The 24,766-nt window shown below is 44.9% G+C and carries 23 protein-coding genes; 6 read left to right on the forward strand and 17 right to left on the reverse strand.

Annotation, left to right across the window (positions count from 1 at the left end; all coding sequences use genetic code 11):
• Nucleotides 1-37 precede the first annotated feature (37 nt).
• Nucleotides 38-691: a GntR family transcriptional regulator gene (locus JOE49_RS18745; RefSeq protein WP_028541608.1), complete on the reverse strand. Its 654-nt coding sequence runs from the start codon at nt 689-691 to the stop codon at nt 38-40.
• A 160-nt stretch (nt 692-851) separates the two neighbouring features.
• Between JOE49_RS18745 and uxuA the strand changes: the two genes are divergently transcribed.
• Nucleotides 852-1,928: a mannonate dehydratase gene (gene uxuA / locus JOE49_RS18750; protein WP_028541609.1), complete on the forward strand. Its 1,077-nt coding sequence runs from the start codon at nt 852-854 to the stop codon at nt 1,926-1,928.
• Nucleotides 1,929-3,536, forward strand: coding sequence for a mannitol dehydrogenase family protein (locus tag JOE49_RS18755; RefSeq protein WP_209942374.1), 1,608 nt, complete (start codon nt 1,929-1,931; stop codon nt 3,534-3,536).
• Between the two features lie 301 nt (nt 3,537-3,837).
• On the opposite strand, the gene JOE49_RS18760 is transcribed toward JOE49_RS18755, so the two are convergent.
• The 10 genes from JOE49_RS18760 to JOE49_RS18805 all read right to left on the reverse strand — a co-directional run bounded on the left by JOE49_RS18760 (nt 3,838) and on the right by JOE49_RS18805 (nt 15,508).
• A complete protein-coding gene (locus tag JOE49_RS18760) occupies nt 3,838-4,836 on the reverse strand; it encodes an NADP-dependent oxidoreductase (RefSeq protein ID WP_028541611.1) in 999 nt (332 codons plus the stop codon).
• A gap of 178 nt (nt 4,837-5,014) precedes the next feature.
• Complete coding sequence (locus tag JOE49_RS18765; protein ID WP_028541612.1) at nt 5,015-6,094, reverse strand: alkene reductase; 1,080 nt, start codon at nt 6,092-6,094, stop codon at nt 5,015-5,017.
• Between the two features lie 47 nt (nt 6,095-6,141).
• Complete coding sequence (locus JOE49_RS18770; RefSeq protein ID WP_069080643.1) at nt 6,142-6,894, reverse strand: SDR family NAD(P)-dependent oxidoreductase; 753 nt, start codon at nt 6,892-6,894, stop codon at nt 6,142-6,144.
• A 310-nt stretch (nt 6,895-7,204) separates the two neighbouring features.
• Entirely contained in the window at nt 7,205-7,777 is a 573-nt protein-coding gene (locus tag JOE49_RS18775; protein WP_023988821.1) for a TetR/AcrR family transcriptional regulator, read from the reverse strand.
• Between the two features lie 101 nt (nt 7,778-7,878).
• Nucleotides 7,879-8,916, reverse strand: coding sequence for an aldo/keto reductase (locus tag JOE49_RS18780; protein ID WP_023988822.1), 1,038 nt, complete (start codon nt 8,914-8,916; stop codon nt 7,879-7,881).
• 747 nt (nt 8,917-9,663) lie between these two features.
• The gene (locus JOE49_RS18785; protein ID WP_209942375.1) at nt 9,664-10,770 is read right to left on the reverse strand and encodes a Gfo/Idh/MocA family protein; all 1,107 of its coding nucleotides are present in this window, start codon (nt 10,768-10,770) and stop codon (nt 9,664-9,666) included.
• Between the two features lie 237 nt (nt 10,771-11,007).
• On the reverse strand, nt 11,008-11,736 hold the full coding sequence (locus tag JOE49_RS18790; RefSeq protein WP_209942377.1) for a ThuA domain-containing protein: 729 nt from the start codon (nt 11,734-11,736) through the stop codon (nt 11,008-11,010).
• A gap of 44 nt (nt 11,737-11,780) precedes the next feature.
• A complete protein-coding gene (locus JOE49_RS18795; protein ID WP_023988825.1) occupies nt 11,781-12,953 on the reverse strand; it encodes a Gfo/Idh/MocA family protein in 1,173 nt (390 codons plus the stop codon).
• Between the two features lie 52 nt (nt 12,954-13,005).
• Nucleotides 13,006-14,061, reverse strand: coding sequence for a LacI family DNA-binding transcriptional regulator (locus tag JOE49_RS18800; RefSeq protein WP_209435641.1), 1,056 nt, complete (start codon nt 14,059-14,061; stop codon nt 13,006-13,008).
• A 460-nt stretch (nt 14,062-14,521) separates the two neighbouring features.
• The gene (locus JOE49_RS18805; RefSeq protein WP_245248710.1) at nt 14,522-15,508 is read right to left on the reverse strand and encodes an aldo/keto reductase; all 987 of its coding nucleotides are present in this window, start codon (nt 15,506-15,508) and stop codon (nt 14,522-14,524) included.
• Between the two features lie 505 nt (nt 15,509-16,013).
• Between JOE49_RS18805 and JOE49_RS18810 the strand changes: the two genes are divergently transcribed.
• Nucleotides 16,014-16,931: an AraC family transcriptional regulator gene (locus JOE49_RS18810; protein WP_209942381.1), complete on the forward strand. Its 918-nt coding sequence runs from the start codon at nt 16,014-16,016 to the stop codon at nt 16,929-16,931.
• Nucleotides 16,932-17,076: 145 nt separating this feature from the next.
• Here JOE49_RS18810 and JOE49_RS18815 read toward each other — a convergent pair whose 3' ends face one another.
• The 3 genes from JOE49_RS18815 to JOE49_RS18825 are packed head-to-tail and all read right to left on the reverse strand — an operon-like array spanning nt 17,077 to nt 19,183.
• A complete protein-coding gene (locus JOE49_RS18815) occupies nt 17,077-18,060 on the reverse strand; it encodes an aldo/keto reductase (RefSeq protein WP_209942383.1) in 984 nt (327 codons plus the stop codon).
• A 22-nt stretch (nt 18,061-18,082) separates the two neighbouring features.
• Nucleotides 18,083-18,829: an SDR family oxidoreductase gene (locus tag JOE49_RS18820; protein WP_209942385.1), complete on the reverse strand. Its 747-nt coding sequence runs from the start codon at nt 18,827-18,829 to the stop codon at nt 18,083-18,085.
• Between the two features lie 24 nt (nt 18,830-18,853).
• Nucleotides 18,854-19,183 (reverse strand): carboxymuconolactone decarboxylase family protein, encoded by a 330-nt coding sequence (locus JOE49_RS18825; RefSeq protein ID WP_023988831.1) that lies wholly within the window; start codon nt 19,181-19,183, stop codon nt 18,854-18,856.
• Nucleotides 19,184-19,381: 198 nt separating this feature from the next.
• On the opposite strand from JOE49_RS18825, the gene JOE49_RS18830 reads away from it, so the two are divergent.
• Nucleotides 19,382-19,924, forward strand: a complete 543-nt coding sequence (locus JOE49_RS18830) for a TetR/AcrR family transcriptional regulator (protein ID WP_209942387.1) — start codon at nt 19,382-19,384, stop codon at nt 19,922-19,924.
• 43 nt (nt 19,925-19,967) lie between these two features.
• Here JOE49_RS18830 and JOE49_RS18835 read toward each other — a convergent pair whose 3' ends face one another.
• Complete coding sequence (locus tag JOE49_RS18835) at nt 19,968-20,960, reverse strand: Gfo/Idh/MocA family protein (RefSeq protein WP_209942389.1); 993 nt, start codon at nt 20,958-20,960, stop codon at nt 19,968-19,970.
• Between the two features lies 1 nt (nt 20,961).
• A complete protein-coding gene (locus tag JOE49_RS18840; RefSeq protein ID WP_023988834.1) occupies nt 20,962-21,981 on the reverse strand; it encodes a Gfo/Idh/MocA family oxidoreductase in 1,020 nt (339 codons plus the stop codon).
• A gap of 181 nt (nt 21,982-22,162) precedes the next feature.
• On the opposite strand from JOE49_RS18840, the gene JOE49_RS18845 reads away from it, so the two are divergent.
• A complete protein-coding gene (locus tag JOE49_RS18845; protein ID WP_209942391.1) occupies nt 22,163-23,029 on the forward strand; it encodes a MurR/RpiR family transcriptional regulator in 867 nt (288 codons plus the stop codon).
• Between the two features lie 107 nt (nt 23,030-23,136).
• On the opposite strand, the gene JOE49_RS18850 is transcribed toward JOE49_RS18845, so the two are convergent.
• Complete coding sequence (locus tag JOE49_RS18850) at nt 23,137-23,442, reverse strand: ArsR/SmtB family transcription factor (RefSeq protein ID WP_075154246.1); 306 nt, start codon at nt 23,440-23,442, stop codon at nt 23,137-23,139.
• 112 nt (nt 23,443-23,554) lie between these two features.
• Here JOE49_RS18850 and JOE49_RS18855 point away from each other — a divergent pair, with 112 nt between their 5' ends.
• Nucleotides 23,555-24,724, forward strand: coding sequence for an MFS transporter (locus JOE49_RS18855; protein WP_190299396.1), 1,170 nt, complete (start codon nt 23,555-23,557; stop codon nt 24,722-24,724).
• Nucleotides 24,725-24,766 lie beyond the last annotated feature (42 nt).

Here is a 24,766-nt window from a genome sequence, read left to right on the forward strand (position 1 = left end):
CTTTAAAATTCATACATGTTAATTTGAGCTAGCTGCCTTATTTCTTGATATAATCAGCGAACTTCCGGAGAAAATCGAGCGAATGGATATCCTCTCTGAGATGATGATGAACCAGATCATCCATTTTGGTTGTTTCCTTATTCAGCATGTATTCAAGCATAGCTTGGTGCTCATGCCAGATGCCCATCAGCTTCCCTGTTTCCAGCATATGCAGCTTGCGATATCTGATATAGTGAACATTCGACTGCTGAATGAGCTGCCAAAGAAACCCCCGTCCCACCAATTGGAACATGGTTTGGTGAAACTGATCATCCAGACTGAGAAATTGATCCGTAGCATGATCTTCTTCAATCACAGCTCTCTGTCTGTCTAGAATATCACTCAACTTCTGTACATCGCTTAATGTAATTTGCGAAGAAAGCTCCTTCATAATCTCCTTTTCCAATGCGCTTCTTAAGTAAATAATTTGTTCAACGGACTCTAGATCAATATAGGACACAATGTTCCCCTTTTTGGGATAAATATCAATGTAGGACTCAAGCGCAAGCCACTTCAATACATCGCGTAGCGGAGTTCTGGACAGCTGGAAGCGTTCTGACAAGGTCGTCTCACTGAGAAGAGTACCCGGCTTTAAGGTCAGTGACAAAATATCTTTTTTTAACAGTTGCATGATTTCTTCTTTTGTAAACATATCATTCCTACCTTTACTTTATAAATCTAGTTATATTATAAAGCATTTTGAGCTGACGAACCCCTCTGAAATTATCATTGACAAGAACAAACCCTATAATTTATGATCAACTCAATCTTGTATACAAGACAAACGAAATACAATCAGGGAGGGTATCGTTATGAATATGACCTGGAGATGGTATGGTGAAAACAACGACAATATTACACTGGATCATATCCGGCAAATTCCGGGAGTTATGGGCATTGTCTGGTCTTTACATGATAAGGTAGCCGGTGAAGTATGGGAAATGGAGCGAATTCAGGAGGTAGCTGATCAGATTACGAGCAAGGGCTTTAGTACGGCGGTCGTAGAAAGTGTAAATGTCCACGATGATATCAAAATCGGCCTGCCATCCCGCGATCAATATATTGACATTTATATCGACACCATTCGAAAATTAGCCAAAGTGGGAGTCAAGGTGATTTGCTATAACTTTATGCCTGTCTTTGACTGGACAAGAACGGAACTGTATAAGGAACTGCCTGACGGGTCCAACGCCCTCTTTTATGAAAAGGCTGCCATTACCGATGATCCACGCCAAATGGTGGATCGGATTCTCGAGGGAGCCGGAAAGTTCACCATGCCTGGCTGGGAACCGGAGCGGTTGGCGAGACTGGATGAACTTTTTGCTGCTTACGCGGATGTCACAGAAGACAAGTTGTTTGGCAACCTGAAGTATTTTCTTGAGCGCATCATCCCGGTCTGCGAGGAGGTTGACATCAAGATGGCCATTCATCCTGATGATCCGGCATGGCCCATCTTCGGATTGCCGAGAATTGTCCGTAGTCGTGAGACCATCCAGCGCATCCTAGATGCAGTGAACAGCCCATATAATGGTCTAACCTTCTGCACAGGCTCACTGGGGAGCAATCCTGAGAATGATTTGCCAGCCATGATTCGGGAGTTTCATAATCGTATTCATTTTGCTCATATTCGTAATGTCAAGGTGTTTGAGAATGGCGACTTTATTGAAGTGTCACACCGCGGTAAGGACGGAAGCGTCGATGTTCCGGAAGTAGTTAGAGCTTATTACGAGAACGGCTATCAGGGATATGTACGCCCTGATCACGGCAGACATCTATGGGGGGAAGAAAAGAATTGTCGGCCAGGCTACGGTTTGTATGACCGTGCACTGGGAGTTATGTACTTGCTGGGTGTCTGGGATAGTCTCGCTCAAGGCAAAGGAGTGAAATAAATGCTCCAACTTGACCGGAAAGGCCTTTCAGAAAAGGCGGCCTGGGGAGCAGCAGGCATCGAACTGCCAAAATATGATCTGGAGCTTGTAGCCAATAACACCCGAGTTAGACCACAATGGGTGCATTTCGGCGCAGGCAATATTTTTCGAGGGTTGATAGCCAACGCGCAGCAACAACTGCTGAATAAATTGAAAGCGGATACAGGTATTATTGCGGCCGAAGCCTTTGATTTTGAAATGATCGACAAAGTCTATAAGCCTTATGACAATCTAACCTTACTGGTGTTGATGAGTGCTGACGGAAGATTTCACAAGAGCGTGGTCGCAAGCATCGTTGAGGGACTCGCAGCAGAGCAAAATCGTCCAGACGACTACCTCCGTCTGATTGAAATATTTGAGAATCCGTCCCTGCAGATGGCCAGCTTTACTGTCACGGAAAAAGGATACGCCCTGACCGGGCCCGACGGCAAGTATCTGGCTGTTGTGGAGAGGGATTTGACGAATGGTCCTGAACAACCGATGCATGTGATGAGCATAGCTACTTCGCTTGCCTATCGGCGTTACCTGAAGGGGCGGCATCCAATGACCTTTGTGAGCATGGATAATTGCTCCCATAACGGCGATCTGTTAAAGGATAGTATGATTGCTATCGCCAAGGAGTGGACTCGCAGAGGCCTGGTAGAGGAAGGATTTGCAGACTATCTGCATAATGAGGAGAAAATAACCTTCCCCCTGACCATGATTGACAAAATCACCCCCCGCCCTTCCTTGCAAGTACAGTCTGCTCTTCGGGGGCTGGGGTTAGCCGACATGGAGATGATCGTTACCTCAAGGCATACGTATACGGCTCCCTTTGTCAATGCTGAGATTAGCGAGTATTTGGTCATTGAAGACAAGTTTACGAACGGGAGACCTGCACTGGAGGAAGCTGGCATCATCTTCACGAATCGGGATACGGTGGACAAAGTGGAGAAGATGAAAGTCACTACCTGTCTCAATCCGCTGCATACAGCGCTGGCCCTAGCTGGGTGTCTGCTTGGATATGAGCTTATTGCAGATGAAATGAGGGATCACACATTGCGTCGTCTGGTGGAAACCATTGGCTACAAGGAAGGTTTGCCTGTTGTAGTTGATCCCGTTATTATCCAACCGAAACCATTTATTGACGAGGTATTGCAGGAACGCTTCGCCAATCCCTATATTCCGGATACGCCTCAGCGGATTGCAACAGATACCTCTCAAAAGATGAGCATCCGTTTTGGTGAAACCATAAAGTCTTATGCTAGCACAGCAGGACTTGATCCTGCGAACTTGACTGCTATTCCCTTGACCATTGCGATCTGGTGTCGCTATTTGCTGGGAGTGGATGATCAAGGAGCACCCTTCATACTCAGTCCGGACCCGTTACTAGATACATTACAGGGATATTTGCAGAATACGAAGCTGGGCGATCAGACCTCCGAGGTTCGCTGCCTCCTCGAGGATGACAAACTGTTCGGTGTCCGATTATATGAGATTGGTCTGGGCGACAAGATTGAAGCCATGTTTCATGAGATGCTGGCAGGTCCTGGTGCAGTCCGAAGCACGATAGAGAAGTATGTGAACTAGAACTTACATTAACGCAATCCCCCTACCAGAAACTTTGGTCAGGGGATTGCGTTAATGAGAACCAATTTTTTAAATAATCAACATCCACATGACTAAGTATCTGTTCTTCTCCCCTTTTTTGGATTCACAAAGTAATATTAAATCCCGTGTCGCTTCACCTGTTGTTACGTTTCCAGCAATAATCGTTTATTTAGGTCATCTCGGAACGGCGTCTATAATATTAGATGTGCTTACTTCGGCCTACAGTATAATTTGTTTATTCTCAGAACACGCAAGCAACATCACATAAGTTGCTTATTATTTAGAAGGTCACAATCACTTTGCCTTGAGAGTGGCCCATCGACACTTTAATCAGCGCCTTGTTAATGTCCCCAAACGTATAAGTTGAATCTATAGAGGGCTTGATATTTTCTTTTTCAACAAGTTTAGTGATTTCTTGTAATTGACTTCCATTGGCTTGCACAAATAAAAAGCGATATTCATTTTGATTCTTACGTGCTAAAGAATCTAAGCGAGCACCCACTAGACCAAACAATGCTTTTTTCCACAACGGAAAATGATTGTCAACCGCAAAGCGATAATTAGGTCCGGCTTTCAATGATACCAATTTCCCTTGTGGTTTTAAAATGCCCAGTTCAGCTTTGATCTCTTTGGCACCCAAGGTGTCGATCACATAATCGATATCGGACAGTATGTTAGCATAATTCTCTGCCTTATAATTTATGAATTGATCAGCCCCGATCGACAGTGTACGTGATCTGCCTCTTTCACTTCCACTTGTAATAACATGTAATCCCATTGATTTGGCAATGGGAATTGCCATAGCGCCAAATCCTCCGGTTCCTCCAGGAATGAATAGCTTTCTATTCGGCTGGGCATGGAGTACATCGTGCAATGCTTGATAAGCAGTCAAGGCAGTAAGGGGTACCGCAGCAGCTTCAATAAAAGATAGATTTTCAGGTATGATGGATAAAGCATCTTCATTTACGGCCGCATACTCAGCAAAAGCACCGATTTTATTAAGCGGCAACCTCGTATAAACAGGGTCACCAACCTTAAAATTCAAAACATCATCACCAACGGCTTCAATAATGCCGGATAGTTCATTCCCTAAAGTTAATGGCAACTTATAGTCAGCAATCATCCGAACACTGCCATTCAGATTAAGAATGTCCAGTGGATTTACACCTGCAGCTTTTACTTTGACAAGAACCTCATGGCTATTGATCTGTGGTATGTTAACATCATTTAATTCCACTTGGATTTTTTTTGAATATTTCTGTATTTGTGCTGCTCTCATGATTCATCCTCTTCCTTTGCTAATTTTGGGGTAGCACACCATGAATGCAATCACTAGTTACGAGTGTAGGTGGATCAAAATAAATATTTAGTTCTTGGCTAATAAAATCAAGGTAGAGTAGATAAATCATGGCGTACAACTTTCAGTCGCACGCCATGATTTACCATATTCACTATTGTTACCCCTCTTGGGATTCTAATTCTTCCATCGTAGGATAATCCGTGTAACCTTTGCTTCCCAGACCAAAGAATGTTGTCGGATCTGCTTCGTTCAATGGCGCACCTTTTTGAAGTCGTTCCACTAAATCTGGATTGGCTAATGACCACACACCAACGGGCACCAGATCAGCAAGGCCACGATCTATATCCACGCTAAGATCTTCCAGAGCTCGTCCAGCACGATTGACTAACAATGGATTCGTCCAGATTGAGCGAATGTCTTGGAGCAGCTTTTCATTTCCAAGATGCATGACATGGAGGTAAGCTAAATCCAATTTAGCTAATTCTTTTACAAGATAACGATAAAGTTCAGGACCTTGTTCACCATCTTGAATCCCACCAAGAGGTGTCCCTGGCGAGATACGGAAGCCTGTTCTTTCTGCTCCAATTTCTTCGACTATGGCTTTCGTTACTTCAATCGCGAAGCGAGCACGATTTTCTATAGATCCCCCGTATCCATCTGTCCGTGTATTCGAGTTTTCTCCGATAAATTGATTAATCAGATAACCATTGGCTCCATGAATTTCAACGCCATCCGCACCTGCTTTAATAGCCGCTGCTGCTGCTTTCCGGAAATCAGCAATGGTCGTTTGAATGTCCTCTTCACTTAACTCACGAGGAACGGGAATGTCCTGCATACCTTTAGCAGTAAACATTTCTACACCGGGCGCGATTGCAGATGGCGCAACAGGTTGGCGATGATGTGGTGTATTATCAGGGTGCGACATGCGACCAGCATGCATTAATTGGATATACATATATCCACCTGCTTTATGCACTGCATCTGTAACCTTTTTCCATCCTTCGATATGTTTATCCGTATAGATCCCAGGTGACCATAAGTAACCTTGCCCATCATCAGAAGGCTGTACACCCTCAGTAATAATGAGTCCCATTGACGCTCGTTGAGCATAATAAAGGGAAGTTAGCTCTCCCGGTGTACCATCTTCTTGCGATCTACTACGTGTCATTGGTGCCATTGCTAAACGATGAGGTAATTCCATTGTTCCAATGTTTGTTTTACTCCACAATTTTTTCATTCGGATACTCTCCTCTTTTAATGTATTCAAGGATATATGAATTGAATTTAAAATTCTGAAATGATTGGATAGATTTCGCCTCTCAGATTGAAATCATAGTTCTGGTCTACAATCCCTACCACCTCGTTGCTATCATAAAGATCCAACATGAAGCCCGCCATTTGTTTGGCAGTGTGGTACTTAGGCATGTTTGCTTTGTAATCAAATTCTTCAGTATCTAATGATTTCTTAACGAATTCCGTTTCTGTTATAGCTGGTGCTAAAACCTTAGCTTTTAGTTTTGCACCTTTCATTTCTAGTTCTTTTGCAAGCCCTTCTGTGAAGGCACTAACGTAATATTTAGATGCAGAATAAGCAACACTCCCAACAGCAATGGCATATCCGAGTGCGGATGAGACGTTAATTAGCTGAGTTCCTTCTACATCAGCATAATCTCGTACATATAGTGTAGAAAGGATCGTCAAGGTTTCAATGTTAACACGTAGCATAGTTTCAACTTTATCTAAATTCTGTTCTGCTACAAAAGAAGCTTCACCGAGCCCCGCATTGTTAATCCAGGTCTCAATTTGGTATTCCTTTAAATTGTTATATAGTGTGTAGGCCTGATCTGTAACAGACAGGTCACTTGTACGAACAATAACATTTATAGTAGGATCCATATCCAGAATTGCTGATTTGAGTTCTTCTAATTTATCCAATCTTCTAGCTACCAAGATTAAGTTTTTGCCACGTGCAGCAAACGCCAATGCCGTTGCATATCCAATCCCTGAACTTGCTCCTGTAATAACTGTATACTTCATAATATTCTCTCCTTCATAACATGCAGATTAGTGTAAATGAGTTTTAAAGACGATTTTAGAACGATCATTCTTATTAGGGTGAAAAAACAGTTAGATCTAACTTGCTATTAGCATATCAATTTTAGAACGAACAGTAAAGAATTTTTTTATGACTAAGATTTTAATTTTGGAGCGGTATTCCTTGACTTGTTTGAGGCATGAGATACAAGTTCTTTCTTTCGTTAGAGGGACAAGAAAAAACTTGTATCACGGAAACAAACAGTCCTCCATTTAGGTGACTCCTTTTGCCTGTCATGCTGTAATTCCACTTTTAATCCAAAGCGGTCAGTGTCATATCAATAATATTCTTTAATTTTTGCTGATCCGTTGTTGTCTTAACCAACGTACGTAGCCCCAACCACGCATTCATTAAATAATGAGAAATAACTACAGGATCCAAGTCATTCTTGAACTCACCCGATTGTTGACCCTTCAGAACAAGGTTAGTCAAGAGTTCCTCAGTTCGCGAATAACTCTCATCAACTAAGGATGCAACTTCTGGATCCAACACGCCGAGTTCCACGCCTGAATTCACGAGAAAACACCCTAGAGGTTCTCCTTCATTTCTTACTGTCGCCTCAAACAACTCCCGAATTAATTCTTTGATCGGTTTTTGTTTTTCAATCAGAAACCTCATTTTGCTGGTCTGCTTCGTTTCATATCGTTCGAGAGCTTTCATAAATAAGGCATGCTTATCCCCAAAGGTATCATAGATACTTCTTCGGTGAATGCCCATAAACTCAACCAAATCTTGCATTGAGGTTTTCTCATATCCTTGTGCCCAAAATAGGTGTATTGCTTTATCTAATACTTCATTAACTTCAAATTCTTTTGATCTTGCCATCGTCATCACCTCGAATAATCATTATACAATTTAGTGAAGGATCGGCAAACTAGATTTAAAATAAGTGAATACATTACAGGTATGAGGTCTGTCTTACATATTTAACCCAGGATTCTTCGTTTGTCTGCTTGTAACCAATCAGGCGTCCATCCTTTTTCCAGGGCATCCAGGGTTACTCCTGGCGGAACGATAGCATCTATCGCATCCAGGATATCAGTGCTTAATCGGATGTCGCTGCCTTTTAACGTTTCACGAAGTTGCTCAATTGTTCTTGCCCCCACTATAGCAGAAGTAATTGACGAATGAGCTTGTGTAAATGCCATGGCAAGATGAGGCAAAGTTAATCCTGCTTCACCTGCAAGGGTTTGGAGCTTAGCAACGGCTTCGAACTTGATGCGATTTTCTTCTCGATTCGGATCTACAACAGTTGAAAGTTTCCCTAGAGAACTTGCTGCTCTTGAATCTGGGGCAACAGCTTCTCCCGAGCGGTATTTTCCCGTTAGTAGACCACCCGAAAGTGGGCTCCAAACCATTACACCCATTCCGTATTTAGCGGTTGCAGCAAGCAAATCGAATTCGATACTTCGATTCAATATGGAATACGGGGCTTGCTCGGATACAAAGCGTGCGGTATTTTTGCGTTCGCTAGTCCATTGTGCTTCGGTCACTTGCCATGCCTGAAAATTGGATGTACCAATATAGCGAATCTTCCCTTCACGAACCAGGTCCGTAAGTGCGTCAAGACTCTCTTCAATGTCAGTATGGAGATCCGGCTGATGTAGTTGATACAAATCGATATAGTCCGTTTGCAACCTTCTCAAGCTACCCTCTACTGCACGCTTAATCCAATATTTCGAGTTACCGGATTGATTAAGCCCACTGCCCATGGGCATTCCGCCTTTCGTGGCCAGAATAACATCCTGTCTGCGTCCTTTTAGGATGTGACCCAGAATTTCTTCGGATTGACCACTTGAATAGACATCCGCTGTATCGATCAGATTAATGCCTCCAGCCAAAGCCTCATCCAACATGACTGCAGCTTCTTTCTCCGTATTGTTCCCCCAAAAACCAAAAGTACCTGTACCTAATACAAAACTGCTTATTTTAAGGCCTGTATTTCCTAACACACGATATTCCATGTCAATCCATCCCTTCTCCATCTTTTACAATAAGAATGATCATTCTAATATGCGTAGAAGAACTCCACGGCAAGATCTCACACCACTCCTCATAACTCTTGGCTTCTTATCCGTGTATTCCTCCCACGCCAACAATATAACATATTTAGAACGATCGGTAAAGAATGATTTTATGACCGAAATTAAGATCAGGTCTTTTGGGAGCATAAACCGACCACGCCAGAGATGATCGATGAAGAATGCAAATTGAATGGCTGTCTGTATGACGGCGATCCGGAAAATGTAGCGGAGAAAATGTTCTTCGTTCGATCTAACTGTTCGGCACTAAGGCAGTCCCAATTGTGCGTAAAGAAAATCCGTTTCAGTTCATCATATTTTCGATTATTGACTCCTCGTCAGTTTAAACCTAGGTTACCAAGTGAACCCTCTCATTACCCGTTGAATGCACACGTGAGCTTTTCTTATCCGCCGTACCTATGACGGTTACTTTGCTTTGTCTTTCCTCTTTTAGTCTTTGCACTATAATCTTTTATGAAAGGACTTCCACAACTTCTCGATCTGTCAAATTCCCCGAAAATTGAACTGAGAAGACTCCAAAGCCGCGGTCAAAACGGAGCTGGAGTCTTCTTTTCAATAGAAATGAACATTCAAAGCAGAATGTAAAAAAAACAAAAACTGACTTTTGGGACATGCCCTCCAGTCTTGTAATTTTTGAATGCTGCTGACTAGCACTAGGCTGACCTTTGTTTACGTATCTAACGTGTACAAAGGCAGGTTTTCCGGTAAAGCCGCTGGACGCAGACATGTGCTTTGCATTGGATAGAAGGTCTGCTGATCGGAGGAATCGTGGAACGCCCACATCGCCTCCAACACATGATAGGCCAATTCACCACTGGCGCGGTGAGGCCGTCCGCTGCGGATAGCGTAGGCCATATCGGCAACACCGATGCCCCTTGTGTTCTCCTGGTAGCCCGACAGCAGCGGTACCTCTGTCCATTCTTGCTCGCCTAGCACCCTATAGCGAACTGGCCCTCCGAACGTGTTCGGGTCAGGCACCTGTAACGTGCCATGAGTGCCGTATACCTCGATCGGTGGCAGAGTGCTTCCACCAAAGATGTCAAAGCTGGTAATTAGCGTGCCGACAGCCCCCTGCTTGAAGCGCAGCAATCCGGCCACATGGGTCGGTATATCGACGGGGATGGTCTGGCCTCTCTTTTTCTCGCTCGTAATCATTCGTTGATCCATCGCCTTGCTTGTCATGCCTGAAATGGTAGCAATCGGACCAAGCAATTGCACCAGAGCCGTCAAATAATAGGGGCCCATATCAAACATTGGACCGCCGCCGACTGCATAATAAAATTCAGGATCAGGATGCCAATGTTCATGTCCACGGCTCATCATGAAAGCCGTAGCGGCTACCGGACTCCCAATGGCTCCGTCTTCAATCAGCTTCAATGATGTCTGTATACCGGAACCGAAGAAGGTCTCCGGTGCGCAGCCGACAAGCAGTCCCTTTTGATGAGCAAGATCCAAGACAGCCTGCCCTTGCTCACGGGTGACGGCAAGTGGCTTCTCCACATAAACATGCTTGCCTGCCTCAAGAGCTCTGAGACAAACGTCAGCGTGAACGCCCGGAATGGTCAAATTAATAATGAGTTCGATCTCCGGATCAGCCAAAATCTCATCTACCGAGTATACATTCGGAACGTTAAACGCTACCGCCTGCTCCTCTGCCCGACCTTGGTCCAGATCCGCTACTGCGTACAGCTCCAGAATGTCGAAACGATGGCAATTTTCCATGTAAATTCCGCTAATTTTACCACACCCGATAATGCCTACTTTCATTTTGTTCATGCCTGGACTCCCTTCTTCTTCAGAAAAAATGGATAATGGCATTCTTTTATTTCATCGGATACTATTAGAGACTGGCAATACGAATTCAATCAGGACATCATTGCATAAGGGCACACGCCTAACGGTATTACTGTCCGTGTTGTCTGTTCTCCTTCTGTGCTCTGTCCCTTTCTGACCATGGTGAGTTCAGGTGGTCAAACTCTTTGCCAGAGGTACTACCAATTCATCCGATCCACGCTAACGCTGCTGGTTGTCTGTCATGCCTGTATAAGCCTCTGCCAGCGAGCTGCCCTGGGTGGCCACCGCCTGTTTGCCTGCGGCTGCCCACAGAAACCCGCTGCGCATCATCTCGGTCACTTGAGGCATATCTATGATATCTGCGTGATGGCCCAGCGAATTGTAGAAGACGCGTCCGTTCCCCCAGCGCTTCGTCCATACAACAGGCATATCCACTGGCCCATTGGCTGAATGGGGACCTGGTACGACCGGGAAGCGTGTGGTTGCCAGCACTTCAACTGCCGGGTCTACGTGGAGGTAATACTGCTCGCTTTTGACCTGAAAATCCTCAATGTGCTCTAGAAGTGGGCTGGAGCCGCGCTTCATGTTCACCATGTACTCCACCCCGTCATTGCCGGGATGCGCAACCCATTGCCCGCCTGTCATGAACTGCCAATCCACGTTGTTCCGGAAGGCATCACACATGCCGCCATGGCAGCCTGTGAGACCTACGCCGCTTTGAACGGCTGCTGAGACATTATTGACTAGTTCCTGCTCAATCTGTCCCATGGTCCACATTGGAACGATTAAGTCCAGGTCAAGCAGTTTCTCTGCATCCTGGTAGGCTTCAAGGGTATTAGACACCCCCACCTCGAACTGCTCTTCCTTCAAAATGCGTTCAAAAATGGCCGCCACCTGCTCCGGCTCATGTCCGTTCCATCCACCCCATACAATCAGTGCCTTGCGCATCTGTAATCCACTCACCTTTCGGAATGTATTGTTATACTACATTTCTACATTTCTTCAATGGATACCCAGCGGCGTTCCTCTATGGAGCGTTCTACCGCTTCAAGCACAGCCTGACAAGCGACACCGTCGTGGAAGTTCGGCGAAGGTTGTCGTCCTTCGGAGATGGCCCTCAACATCTCAAGCATCTCGTGGGTGAAGGTATGCTCGAATCCAATTGTATGTCCTGCAGGCCACCAGGCTTCAGAGTACTTATGTGCCGGATCGGTGGCGAGTACGCGGCGAAAGCCCTGAACGTCCTCCTCATCCTGTGTGAAATACACTTCCAGTTCGTTCATTCGTTCAAAGTCAAACCGCACGCTCCCTAGGCTACCGTTGATCTCGAATGAATTTGTGCTCCGATGTCCAGCAGCAAAACGTGTGGCCTCGAAGCTGCCCAGCGCACCTCCGGCGAAGCGTGCCAGGAACAGCGTGGCATCATCGACTGTCACTTCTCCCATCGGTGCATTTGCCTCTGCGCTCCTTTTGGAGCTCAACCCGCTCATCTCCAAAGCCAACGGGCGCTGTTTGATGAATGTCTCGCTCATGCCGATCACTTCATGGAACTCGCCGACCAAGAAGCGAGCGAGATCAATCAGATGGGCGCCAAGATCACCATGAGAGCCAGAACCGGCCACTTCTTTTTGCAGCCGCCATACCAGCGGGAAGGACGGGTCCATGATCCAGTCTTGAAGGAAGAAAGCACGGAAATGATAAATTTTGCCTAGGCGACCGCTCTCGACTAGCTGCTTTGCCAGCTGGACAGCCGGAGAAAAGCGGTAGTTGAAGCCTACCATATGTCTGACCCCTGCTTCCTCTGCTACCTGCAGCATGTCACGGGAATCCGCCAGCGAGAGCGCAAGCGGCTTCTCACAGAACAGATGCTTGCCCTGGAGGGCAGCCTCAACGACAATTTCCTTATGGGCATTACTCGGGGCGTTAATATCAATGAGATCAATATCGTTACGTTTCACTAGATCACGCCAATCCGTAACACTTTCGGTCCAGCCGAACTGGCGGGCAGCCGCCTGAACCCCCTGCGCGTTGCGTCCACAGATAACGGACATCTCTGGCTGCAGCGGGGCATCTGGGAAGAACATGGGTAGACTACGGTAAGCGTTGCTGTGAGCCTTGCCCATAAATTTGTAGCCAACCATTCCGATACGAAGACGATTAGACATGTCGTGATCCTCCTTATGGGTCTGAGTTTCAACGAGTTTTTGACGATTGGTGTTATGGACGAATGGATGACGCCCTGATAATCAGCTCTGTGGACAGGAGTTCTCTTATCGAGTCGGACCCGGTCAGTTCCAGGGCTGGAATAAGGTCCAGAGAATCGGGTATAAGCTTCGAGGCTGCAAGCTCTCCCATCTCATAAAAAGGAACGCGGACACTGCTTAGCGGCGGAACAGCCATCTCAGCCGCATCCGAATCGTCATAGCCTACAAACGCTGGGAACTGGTCAACTGGCAGTCCGCGCTCACGGAGACCCTGCATTACCCCGAGGGCCATCCGGTCGTTCGCCGCAAATACGGCATCAATATCATTCAATTTGTCTGCTATTGTGGCTGAGGCTTCGAGCCCGCTTCGACGGCTATAGTTACCTTCCAGAAGCAGATCGTGGTCATATTCAATACCGGCCTCCTGAAGCGCGGTACGGTAACCCTTCATTCGCTCAGTACTATTGGAATAGATATCCGGGCCGTTGAGAAAGGCAATCCGTTTGTATCCCTGCTCGATGAGGTGACTTACAGCCGCTCGGCTGCCTTCTACATGGTCTGCATCCACTTCACAGAACGATTGCCCTTCAAAATGGTGATTCATGACGCAGAACGGACGCCCTTCTTCCTGAAGTCTCTTTAGAGCTTCCACCTCATCGTGGTCATCCCTGGCTCCAAGGATGATACAGGTATCGATCCTTTGCTGGCGGAAAAGACTGCTGTAATCAATCCGTTCCCCCGGCTTCCGGAACAACAGAAGCAGATCGAGCCCGCTGTCTCTGGCCTTGTTTCCGATACCGCTCAGCATCTCAGAGAAAAAATAGGCTGAGAACAGGTGCGCCTTCGGGACATAAGGCATAACCACACCAAGATGGCCACTCTTGCTTCGGGCAAAGTTACGGGCCAGCGCACTGGGAACATATCCAAGCTGATTGGCTGCGTCCAGAACCCTTCTCCGCGTATCCTCTTTGATAGGACCTACTGCATTTAAGACCCGGGATACCGTCGCTTCAGACACGCCGGAAAGTTCTGCTACTTCCTTGCGCGAAACGATATTACCCACCTCCAAATCATTTTATGTACGCGCGTACATTTTCTCATGCAGCCATACCTCTGTCAATCCCAAAAAGTGTGCTTCAAAGATGAATAAGCTCATTTCTCTACTAAAAGGACATCGTCTCGCGATCCCTGCTTGCCAGCAGATTGAACGGAATATCCCAGCCCCAGCAGTCGGTGCCGCGAACAAATAAATGTTTATTAACTATTGCGCAAACGGATACGAAAGTTCAATAAAATAGCGGCAGTTCTAGGACTTTATTTCCTCGTCCATGACTGCCGCTATTTTGATTTTTGGGATGATTTTAATGCTATTTTACCAGCAGCGAGTTAATGAACATCGGACTTTACTCACTCCGCCTCATAAGGCAGGACAGGATTTTAATATCGCGGAGAAATACGATTTCTCATCTAATTATTTACTTTAACAAAAGAGATTTCCTCATGATTGGGATATGACTTGAAGAATTAGATCAAAGACCCGTTCTTCTCTCCAGTTCCTCCGTATATCTGGCGCCCATCAAAGTGATCTGCGAGGCTGCGCTGTTAATATTGCGCACATCTTCGGATGTGAGCTTAATGTGGACTGCGCCTAGATTTTCTTCCAGACGGCTTAATTTCCGTGTGCCCGGGATCGGAACGATCCACGACTTCTGGGCTAGCAGCCAGGCGAGTGCGATTTGGGCTGGCGTTGCTTTTAACTGCTCAGCCATCTCTTTAAGCAGGTCGACCAGCACCTGATTGGCCTCCAGCGCTTCTGGAGTAAAACGTGGAAGAATACTGCGGAAATCGTCATGGTTGAATGTCGTGTTTGCGTTAAAACTTCCCGTCAGGTAGCCCTTGCCCAAAGGACTGAACGGAACGAAGCCAATACCGAGCTCTTCTAGGGCAGGGAGGAGTTCCTCTTCGGGACGTCTCCACCACAGGGAATATTCACTCTGAATTGCAGTGAGTGGCTGAACCGCGTGTGCACGACGAATGGTCTTCACTCCTGCTTCAGACAATCCCCAGTGCTTCACCTTTCCTTCCCGGATCAGATCTTGCACGGCTCCCGCTACCTCTTCGATCGGCACATCTGGATCGACTCGGTGCTGATAGTACAGGTCGATGGCTTCAATCTTGAGCCGTCTAAGCGATTCTTCGGCAACTTTCTTGATATGCTCAGGGCGACTGTTCATCCCGGACTGCTTGCCATCCTGAATATTGAAGCCGAACTTCGTGGCAATCACGACTTGGTCTCGAACGGGAAGAAGAGCTTCGCCCAAGAGTTCTTCATTCGTGTAGGGTCCGTATACTTCGGCGGTATCAAAGAAAGTCACGCCGCGCTCGACCGCTTCCCGAATGACCGAGATCATTTCCTTTTGGTCCGAAGCCGGCCCATAACCGTAACTCATTCCCATGCATCCAAGTCCGATTGCGGAAACTTCCAGACCGCTATTTCCCAATTTACGCTTTTCCAACATACATCTTCCTTTCTTAATATCATTTTATTCTTTATCCAGTAGGAGGGTGGGTATGATAAATGTTCATTATTTTTCTTTAGTTAATTGGCTTACGATCCTATCAAGAGAACTATTATATAATTTTTTGAAACATTCATGCTCTTCAAACTCTATTAATGTGATAAGCCTTTGAACCAATAAGTTCCTAAACCAACGATTCAAATAATTCATCTCCTCCCTTTTTTAAACTTGTTCTTTGATAATGTCGTTTGCTTGCGGTAGTGGCTTCTGTCACTCCCTCCACCGACAGAGCACCCGTTCTCTCTTCTTATTCAGCCGCTTCAGCTATTCCGTTGTTCCCCCCCTTGCTTGATTCTGTGAGCTTAGTCTTATTATGCCGAACAGAAAAAGCGAAGCGATATCTCATTCGTCTTAAATGATTGCCCAATCCTATTACGGCTACTGTTGCTACAGGCGGATAAGTCTTATAATGGGACCAGACAAACCTGCAAGGAGGATTTGAATGTCCGAGAACCTTATTCAACAGCAACAGGAGCTTACCGGATTAATTGAGCGTCACTCGCTTCAGAATAGCGCCAAGGAAACGACGATCCCTTCCCTATTTTTCTATCAGCATTCCAGCATAACTGAGCCCGCTTATCGGGTTTACAAGCCTTCTTTTTGTGTTGTCGTTCAAGGTCTGAAAGAAATTTTGCTGGCACAGGAGAGATTTGAATATGGACCGTCCAATTATCTGATCGCTTCCATGAATCTGCCTGTGATCGGTCAAATTATAAAAGCGTCTACTGACTCTCCTTACCTGAGTCTTAAGCTCGAATTTACACAGAACCAGATCCTTGAAGTGCTGAACGATTGTGATATTAAGGTCACGTCAAAAGATAATGCCAAGCGTGCCCTGTTCGTCGGCTGGATGGAATCGTCCATTCAGGACGCCGTGCTCAGGCTTGCCCGTCTGCTGGACACCCCGGGAGAAATCCCATTTCTCGCCCCGCTTTACACGAGGGAGATTCTGTACAGGCTGCTGCAGGGGCCCTATGGAGTCGAATTGGCTCAGATTGCAGTCGAAGGAAGCAGCACCTATCGGATCCGGGAAGCTATCGACCATATTGTCCGAAATTGGGACCAGTCTTTTCGGATCGAAGATCTTGCAGACACCGCCAGCATGAGTGTTTCTTCGTTCCATCGGCATTTTAAAGAGGTAACCGCCATGAGCCCAATTCAGTTCCAAAAACAGCTGAGACTTCAGGAAGCTCGCCGCATCTTATTGGCTGAATCGGCGGACGCCGCAGACGTCGCTTTCAGGGTTGGTTACGAGAGCTCTTCCCAATTCAGCCGTGAATACTCCCGCACGTTCGGTGCTCCTCCGAGAGCGGACATCAAGCGATTGAAGGAAAAATACGACCAGGTCATGAATGACTAAGTATCTAGACTGATCGGCGAAGAAGCAAAAAGGACGACCTTAGGCCGTCTCTTTTTCGGTATGATACGTTTAACTTCCAGCGTCATTTCCTATAAAACGAGAACACCACCGACTTCCCCAACATCATTTAGACGGTCTTCGGTCTTCAAGCCCAGTTCGGCAGTAGCGTCTCGCCCCGGTCTGTAGCAGGCGCGGGAGTCACCGAAAGTCTGGAAATCTCATCGCGCCACTCTGGAGTCATCTCTACATCGACAGCGCCCAGTGAGTCTTCCAGCTGCGCGAGGTTTCTTGCGCCAATAATTGGCGCCGTGATCATAGGATTGGACATCGCCCAAGCTACCGCAAGCGTCGAGGGCTTCACACCTCGTTCTGCTGCATGTGCAGTAAAGCGGTCGGCGACGGCAAAATTCATTTCATCCGCATAGCGGTCCGTATACCGCTGCTCTTCGACCAGCCGTCCTTGCTCCGGTCGTTTGTTCGTTCCGTATTTGCCCGTAAGAATCCCGGCTCCCAGAGGGCTGTACGAAATGACCCCAATCTGCTCGGAAGCGGCAAGAGGCAGGATTTCTACCTCAGCCTGACGTTTGACCAGGTTATACATCGGCTGGATCAATTCAAAGCGTGCCAGCTCCTCCTTGGCAGAGATGCCGACCGCTTTGGCAATCTGCCAGGCCGACCAGTTACTCACCGCTGGGTAAAGGATTTTGCCCTGCGCTTGAAGATCGTCGAGTGCACGAAGCGTTTCCTCCATTGGCGTATTTTCGTCGAACATATGCACGAAGTAGAAGTCGATGCGGTCCGTCTTCAGGCGTCGCAGACTGTTTTCCACTTCAAACATGATATGACGACGGGAAAGCCCCCTAGCATTCACGTCCTGTCCCATCGGATAGAAAACTTTGGTGCTCAGTACAATCTCATCCCGACAGTCCTCGATGCACTCGCCCAGAATTTCTTCGGAGCGACCGTTGCTGTACACGTTTGCTGTATCGAAAAAGTTAATGCCAGCTTCGCGGGAGCGGTTGAACATTTTTTTGGATGTTTCTTCATCGGCATTTCCGCCGAAGGACATCGTGCCAAAACATAAATTTGAAACCTTGATTCCTGTTTTTCCTACTGTACGATAATTCATCGTCATTCCTCCTGCTGTTGACTTACGCCTGTTGTGTGGTTGGGCGAATAATCATTTCATTGATCGCAACATCTCCTGGCTCTTCAATCGCAAAAGCAATCGCACGTGCGATACTTTCCGCTTTAATCGCTCCTTGATATAACTCATCGTAGGCTTGTTTTAACTCTGCATCCGTGATTCCCTCCGTCAATTCAGTGCTGACAGCTCCTGGAGAGATATTCGTTGTACGAATCTGGGTACCACTGAGCGCCTCTTCTTGACGTAAACCTTCCGTAATCGCCCTTACGGCATGCTTGGTCGCGCAATATACAGTGCCGCCGGGGTAGACATTATGTCCGGCAATAGAAGACAGATTAATGATATGGCCAGATTTCTGTTCCCGCATCGCAGGCAGAACAGCAGCAATCCCGTACAAAAGGCCCTTGATATTAATATCAATCATCATATCCCATTCATTAATTTTCTTCTTAAAGAGAAACGATTGCGGCATGACTCCGGCATTATTGATAAGTACGTCGATTTTCCCAAACTCTTGAAGTGCATACGAAGCCAACTCCTCCACTTGTTCATGCGATGTCACATCGGTTACTTTGTAGATGGCTGTACCCCCGCTTTGTTCAACTTCTTCTTGCAGCTTTTGTAAACGGTCTTCACGGCGAGCCGCCAGCACAAGCTTCGCACCTTTAGATGCCAGTTCTTTGGCCGCTGCCTCTCCGATTCCGCTGGAAGCACCTGTAATAATAACGACTTTATCTTGAATATTGGACATAGAGAATGAACATCCTTTCGAGACTTAGTTTTCTTTTGCGAATAGTTCTTTGGCCACTGTAATAGCGGACATCGCCTTCGGCCAGCCCGCATAAAAGGCAAGATGGGTAATGACTTCGATCAGTTCCTCTTCCGTCAGGCCGTTGTCTTTGGCTTTACCCAAATGAAAGCCCAGTTGTTCGGAATTCCCTCCGGTGATCAAGCTTGCTACGGTAATGAGGCTGCGGTCGCGTGGGGCCAGCTCTTTGCGTTCCCAAACGTCCCCAAAAAGCACCTTGTCGGTCAGCTCGACAATCTTTGGTGAGAAGTCCCCAATCGTTCGCTGTGCAGCCGTAAGTTTTTGAGTATCTGACATGTGATATCTCCTCTTTCTTTGCATTGATCCTTCATATAAATGCATCTATAATTGAAAAAGATACATTATTGAACTTGTGTCTATTATTATAAGCTGATACAGAATGCTTGCAATTGTTAAATACGCTTGATTTGTTCATTAATAGACATATAAGTTAAAACAGTCAATTATCATTTAGAAGTTTAGGGGTTGAACACAGTGAAAGTGGACAGGAGAATACTCAAAACACAGGAAGCCTTGAAAAAAGCATTAACGGAGTTGATGGCCGAAAAGAGTTTCGACCATATTACGATTCAGGATCTATCCGACAAAGCGAATGTAAGCCGGGGAACCATCTATCTTCATTACGTGGACAAATATGATTTGCTGGATAAGCTGATGGCCGCACACATCAATGAACTTCGAAGATTATGTATTGAATCGGCTCATTTGAGCTTTACAGAGGCCGAAATTGTTTGGTTTGAATATTTTGAGGCTAACTATTTATTTTTCTCCACGATGCTGGTGAGCAAAGGCGCCCCTTACTTCCGCACTCAGTTTCTTGAATTTATGATCGATGAACTTCGGGAAGAGGTCGACATGAATGAAGCAAGAAATCGGGGACTAAACGAAGAAGTGGTTGTCCGTTATGCAGCGTCCGCTGTGGTAGGGATTATGGAGTGGTGGTTTTTGAATGATAAACCTCTCCCTCCTGTCGAGATGGCAGAGCAAATAGGCATGCTGTTGGACCGGAAATTGTGAATCTGATGAAAAAAAGAGTAGCAGGCTACTATGTCTGCTACTCTCAAAATGGTTTATCAGGGCCAAATACAAGATTGGCGGACTGCTTGGCTTTCTCAATGACATTCATGACCTTCTCGCTATGTTCAAGCATATTCGAGACTTTTCCAAAATCTTTTTCTTCGATGATACGATCAAACTCAACGAATTCGTCATACATTCGATGCGAATGATCTTTTAGATCCACCCGAATTGGCGTTTTCTTATTCGCAGTGTAATCAAAGCAGTCGCATATATTAGCTGAACTTGCCATGTGTAAATAGCCCTTATTGCCTTGAATGTTCACGGCATTGGGGGCCGTACTATCTTTTGAACCTATGCAGACACACTTGAAATCACCGTAATCAAGCAGCATCATACCTGAAGTATCAATTCCACGCTCCATGTTCGCCCAATACTCCACTTTCTTTGGGCTACCGAAGAATCCAACAACAAAATGAATATTATATAAATTAATATCCATCAAGGCTCCACCAGACATTTCCGGATTAAACGCAGGCTGGATTATTCCCGCTTTGAAAGCTTCATATCGAGATGAGTATTGAGAATAGTTGCATTCAACTATTTTGATCTCACCAAGTTTAGGTAGATACTCCTTCATTGACAAATAATTTTTCAAATATTGATTCGTTATGGCTTCCACCAATACCAGTTTTCTTTGCTGAGCAATTTCTTTTAGCTCTAGAAATTCTTGCAAATTGGAAGTAAACGGCTTCTCACAAATGACATGTTTACCACTCAATAATGCTTCTTTGGCATATGAATAATGAAGATGATTAGGCAACCCGATATAAACTGTATCCACATCACGGTTCATCAGCATCTCGCTGTAATCCGAATAAATCTGAGATATTCCATATTTATTTTTCAAATCCAGTAATTTCTCCTGGTGGCTAGGTCTAGAACAAATGCCCTTTAATAAAATGGTCGGGATTTCCTGAATAAAGCTCAATAGATCCCCTACGATCATCCCTGCTCCGACAATTCCCAACTTCATTTTAGTTGCACTCCTCTATACCTTTTTCAAGTATTTCCATACAAATTATCGTTTCTTCGTCTTTAATCACTTTTTCTTTACCAAATACGATCGACTGATAAATATCGTCATACACTCGGGCATAGTCTCCCTTTTCAGAAACGACTTTTTCTTCATGATACTCGCCTTTATCATCCAAATATGTTAAGATGCCGTAATGCTCGGGCAGGTCGATGCCGAAATCGGCGTGTCCCTTAGGCAGATAGTATAATTTCAGATGCTCCTCCTGACGATCCTTCGTTTGCTTTATAAAAACGCCTTTTTTGCCGTATACAACAAAACTCGGCCGCTCTTTTAAGCGAAAAAAGCTGGATTTGATGGATACCTTGAGCGAGGGATAATAAAAATCCAGATCAAAGTAATCATTCATTCTCCCAGAACCCAGCAATTGACGAACATCGTAACGAATTGTGTCCGGCTTCCCAAAATAGGAAAGAACCTGGTCAATGGTATGAACGCCATGTCCGTATAGGTAACTGTTATACTTGGAAAAATGAGAAGTGGAGTTCGGGATCTCAGGGCGATAATAATCGTAATGCATCTCCACTTCCAGCAAATCTCCAAGTTTTCCTGATTCAATAATCTTCTGGGTAGTGAGGAAATCCGAGTCGTAACGTCTATTCTGATAGCATTGTACAACCAGATTTTTCTCTTTAGCATATTGGAAGATCGACATGGCTTCTTCTTTGGTTAACGTAAAAGGTTTCTCAACAAGTACATTTTTCCCGTGGTCAAGCGCCATTTTCGCATAGTCGTAGTGGGATTCTACAGGTGTACAGATAACAATCAACTGAATCTCCTTATCGTTCATTAGAGATTCAATATTATCTGTATACTGCACGTCAGGGACTTTTTTCCACTCCCCTTTATCTGGATTACGTGCGTATATCGTCTTCACTTTCAAATCAGCTCTGTTCAATGAAAAAGGAAGATGATAACGGTTCGTGCTTTTCCCATTTCCAATATAACCGATGGTAAGCATATTATTTCCCCCTTAGGCTCTTTTTCATTTATTATAGAAGAAGAATGTTGATCGTAAAGGATTTGCCGCCAAAATGGTACATTCAACCGATTATTTGTCAACATGGCGGGTTGTTTTTAAACAAAATGTTTATTTTATATCCTTTATCAAACGTTATTTCAATTGAACCGGAGTGAACCTGTTGAAAATACTGATGCAATTATCCGAAATGCAAAACTTTACACCAAACGAAAAAAGCATTGCATCCTATATTTTGCTTCATAAGGAAAGTATCCTGCACTTAAATATTCAGGAGCTTGCAAAGGCAACATATACTTCGCATTCCGCGATTAATCGATTAACACATAAACTTGGGCTATCTGGTTTCAAGGAGTTCATAATCAAACTTGCTCGGGAATTTCAGCAGAATACCCAGAACATTTCCAATGTAGACCCCAACTATCCTTTCGGTTTTGATGAATCCCCACTTCAAGTAGCGAAAGAAATTGCAGAATTAATGAAAGAAACGATTGAAAAAAACTTTACATTCATGGATGATGATTTATTGTCGCAAACAGCCCTACTGCTGGATCAAGCGAAAAGAATCTTTATATATGCGTTAGGTGATTCACAAATCCGTGCGAAAAGTTTCCAAAATAAATTGGTAAAAATAAACAAGTATGTGGTTATAGCCACGGAGCTGTCTGAGTGGGCTTACCATACGGCTAATCTTACGACACAGGATTGCGCTGTTTTTTTAACTTACCACGGAAAGTCGCCGATTTTTTTAAAAGCAGCACGGCATTTCGCACATGAAAATATCCCTTTTATCACAATTACAGCAACCAATCAAAGCGAATTGGCCAAACTCAGTAATATCTGTATCCAGGTGCCTAATGACGAAGTAAAACATGCCAAGATTGGTACATTTTCATCGCAGATTGCCTTTGACTATGTATTAAATGTGATCTATTCCTGTATCTATAAAATCGACTACTTGAAAAACATTCAAACCACAACACAATCGTTGGAGAATTCGCATCTCAATGACATGATGAATGACGTATAGAGTGATTGTTCTTCCTCTAACTACAAAATAAGCGGAAACTTATGATTTTCTATCGTTACCTCCGTCTATAAAGGTCTAGTCAGCATCATGCTAACTAGACCTTTATTTTATTGCTTCAAGCCCATCAGTACAGCCGCTAGCAATCCCGGAAATCGTAAATTCACATCGTCGTACCGGATTGAAATAAAGCGTTGGGTACCCTCTATTCTTGTATGGACGACTCCTGATTCCCGAAGAGCCTTAAAGTGATGGGACAAGGTTGACTTTGGGGCCGAAATATCTATCGAGCTACAGGATTGCTCTCCCTTTTCGTCCAAAATCTTGATGATATTAAGCCGAATCGGGTCACTTAGGGCATATAAAACTGTAGATAGAGTAATTTCATTAACGCTAGGATGATACAGTGTTCTCAAGATCCGTTCACCTACCTGAATAAAGAATTATAGTTGCATTATAACATATTGCAATGTTATATTTCTATTGTTCGAAAATTATCGAACAATAGAACAAATGGAGGAATTAGTTTTGAATAAAATTATCACCTTGTTTTTCTTTATCATGTTTTTCATCGGCACAGATACGTTCATTGTATCGCCTCTTTTACCTATTCTTCGTGAAAGTTTCGGCATTTCTATCGAGCAATCAGGCTGGATCGTTTCGGCCTATGCTTTAGGTTATGCTGTGTTTGCCTTAATTGCAGGACCTTTGTCAGATGAATGGAATCGAAAAAAAGTACTACTGTTCGGCTTGCTTGGTTTTGGTATCTTTACTTTACTTTGCGGCTTTGCCACGGATTTTTGGACCATGTTTGCTTTTCGCTTATTGGCTGGGATTAGCGCCGCTTTCGCGTCGCCTCAAGTTTGGGCTGCCATTCCTCAGCTGGTTCAACCACATAAAGTATTAAAAGCCATGGGGGTTGCTACTGCAGGATTGGCCGTTTCCCAAATGCTGGGTGTGCCCATCGGCAGCTATCTCGCTACCACAGGGTGGCAAACACCTTTTATTATGATTGGTTGCTGCACCTTCTTGATCGTTATTTTGACTGCAGTTCTCTTGCCCTCCTTACCTGCTTCTGTACAGAAGCATAAGGCTTCCTCTATTGGGAGTAGATATCGTTCATTACTACGCGGATCAACACCTAAGGTCGCTTTTCTTGCCTATCTCCTATTCCAACTCGGAAATTTTGCTGCTTTCTCTTTTATTGGCACATGGCTTTCCGATAAATTCAGTCTCAATGTTGCAAGTATTGGTACGGTAATTCTGTTCCTTGGTTTAGGAAATACGATCAGCAGCTTATTTGGTAGTAGCCTAGTTAATAAAGTAGGTGCTAGACACTCTTTGAAATATGGCATAATCTTCATCGGCCTGCTTTATTTACTTCTTCCATATCTACCTAGCGTAACTTATGTCGAAATTACATATTTCCTGATCTTCCTCATCCTTGGAATGATTTTTCCACTTATGATGAGTTTGCTTCAAACCCTGTCTGCTACAGCACGAGGAACAATTTCATCACTTGCCAATTCTTCTATGTATTGTGGTACGGCGGTTGGCTCTTTCACAGCGGGAATGCTATATGCACACTCTGGTGGTTTTATTTCCGTTAGCCTGTTTACTGTGATTTGTTTTAGTATGTCACTTATCTTGTTCTTACGTAGCGGAGTTTTGAACATTAATATGAGTCAATCTCTATAAACTGCTCAACGGTTAGATGGTTATCTAATCTTTAAAATGGAA

Origin of the sequence: Paenibacillus sp. PvR133, assembly GCF_017833155.1 — a bacterium.
Taxonomy (GTDB): Bacteria; Bacillota; Bacilli; order Paenibacillales; family Paenibacillaceae; genus Paenibacillus; species Paenibacillus polymyxa_B.

What these genes read in the sequence shown, in the direction of transcription:
- JOE49_RS18840 (WP_023988834.1), bottom strand. Translation starts at nt 21,981, where the DNA reads ATGCTTACCATCGGTTATATTGGAAATGGGAAAAGCACGAACCGTTAT.
- JOE49_RS18820 (WP_209942385.1), bottom strand. Translation starts at nt 18,829, where the DNA reads ATGTCCAATATTCAAGATAAAGTCGTTATTATTACAGGTGCTTCCAGC.
- uxuA (WP_028541609.1), top strand. Translation starts at nt 852, where the DNA reads ATGAATATGACCTGGAGATGGTATGGTGAAAACAACGACAATATTACA.
- JOE49_RS18745 (WP_028541608.1), bottom strand. Translation starts at nt 691, where the DNA reads ATGTTTACAAAAGAAGAAATCATGCAACTGTTAAAAAAAGATATTTTG.
- JOE49_RS18770 (WP_069080643.1), bottom strand. Translation starts at nt 6,894, where the DNA reads ATGAAGTATACAGTTATTACAGGAGCAAGTTCAGGGATTGGATATGCA.
- JOE49_RS18765 (WP_028541612.1), bottom strand. Translation starts at nt 6,094, where the DNA reads ATGAAAAAATTGTGGAGTAAAACAAACATTGGAACAATGGAATTACCT.
- JOE49_RS18755 (WP_209942374.1), top strand. Translation starts at nt 1,929, where the DNA reads ATGCTCCAACTTGACCGGAAAGGCCTTTCAGAAAAGGCGGCCTGGGGA.
- JOE49_RS18815 (WP_209942383.1), bottom strand. Translation starts at nt 18,060, where the DNA reads ATGAATTATCGTACAGTAGGAAAAACAGGAATCAAGGTTTCAAATTTA.
- JOE49_RS18775 (WP_023988821.1), bottom strand. Translation starts at nt 7,777, where the DNA reads ATGGCAAGATCAAAAGAATTTGAAGTTAATGAAGTATTAGATAAAGCA.
- JOE49_RS18825 (WP_023988831.1), bottom strand. Translation starts at nt 19,183, where the DNA reads ATGTCAGATACTCAAAAACTTACGGCTGCACAGCGAACGATTGGGGAC.
- JOE49_RS18780 (WP_023988822.1), bottom strand. Translation starts at nt 8,916, where the DNA reads ATGGAATATCGTGTGTTAGGAAATACAGGCCTTAAAATAAGCAGTTTT.
- JOE49_RS18790 (WP_209942377.1), bottom strand. Translation starts at nt 11,736, where the DNA reads ATGCGCAAGGCACTGATTGTATGGGGTGGATGGAACGGACATGAGCCG.
- JOE49_RS18785 (WP_209942375.1), bottom strand. Translation starts at nt 10,770, where the DNA reads ATGAACAAAATGAAAGTAGGCATTATCGGGTGTGGTAAAATTAGCGGA.
- JOE49_RS18810 (WP_209942381.1), top strand. Translation starts at nt 16,014, where the DNA reads ATGTCCGAGAACCTTATTCAACAGCAACAGGAGCTTACCGGATTAATT.
- JOE49_RS18795 (WP_023988825.1), bottom strand. Translation starts at nt 12,953, where the DNA reads ATGTCTAATCGTCTTCGTATCGGAATGGTTGGCTACAAATTTATGGGC.
- JOE49_RS18835 (WP_209942389.1), bottom strand. Translation starts at nt 20,960, where the DNA reads ATGAAGTTGGGAATTGTCGGAGCAGGGATGATCGTAGGGGATCTATTG.
- JOE49_RS18760 (WP_028541611.1), bottom strand. Translation starts at nt 4,836, where the DNA reads ATGAGAGCAGCACAAATACAGAAATATTCAAAAAAAATCCAAGTGGAA.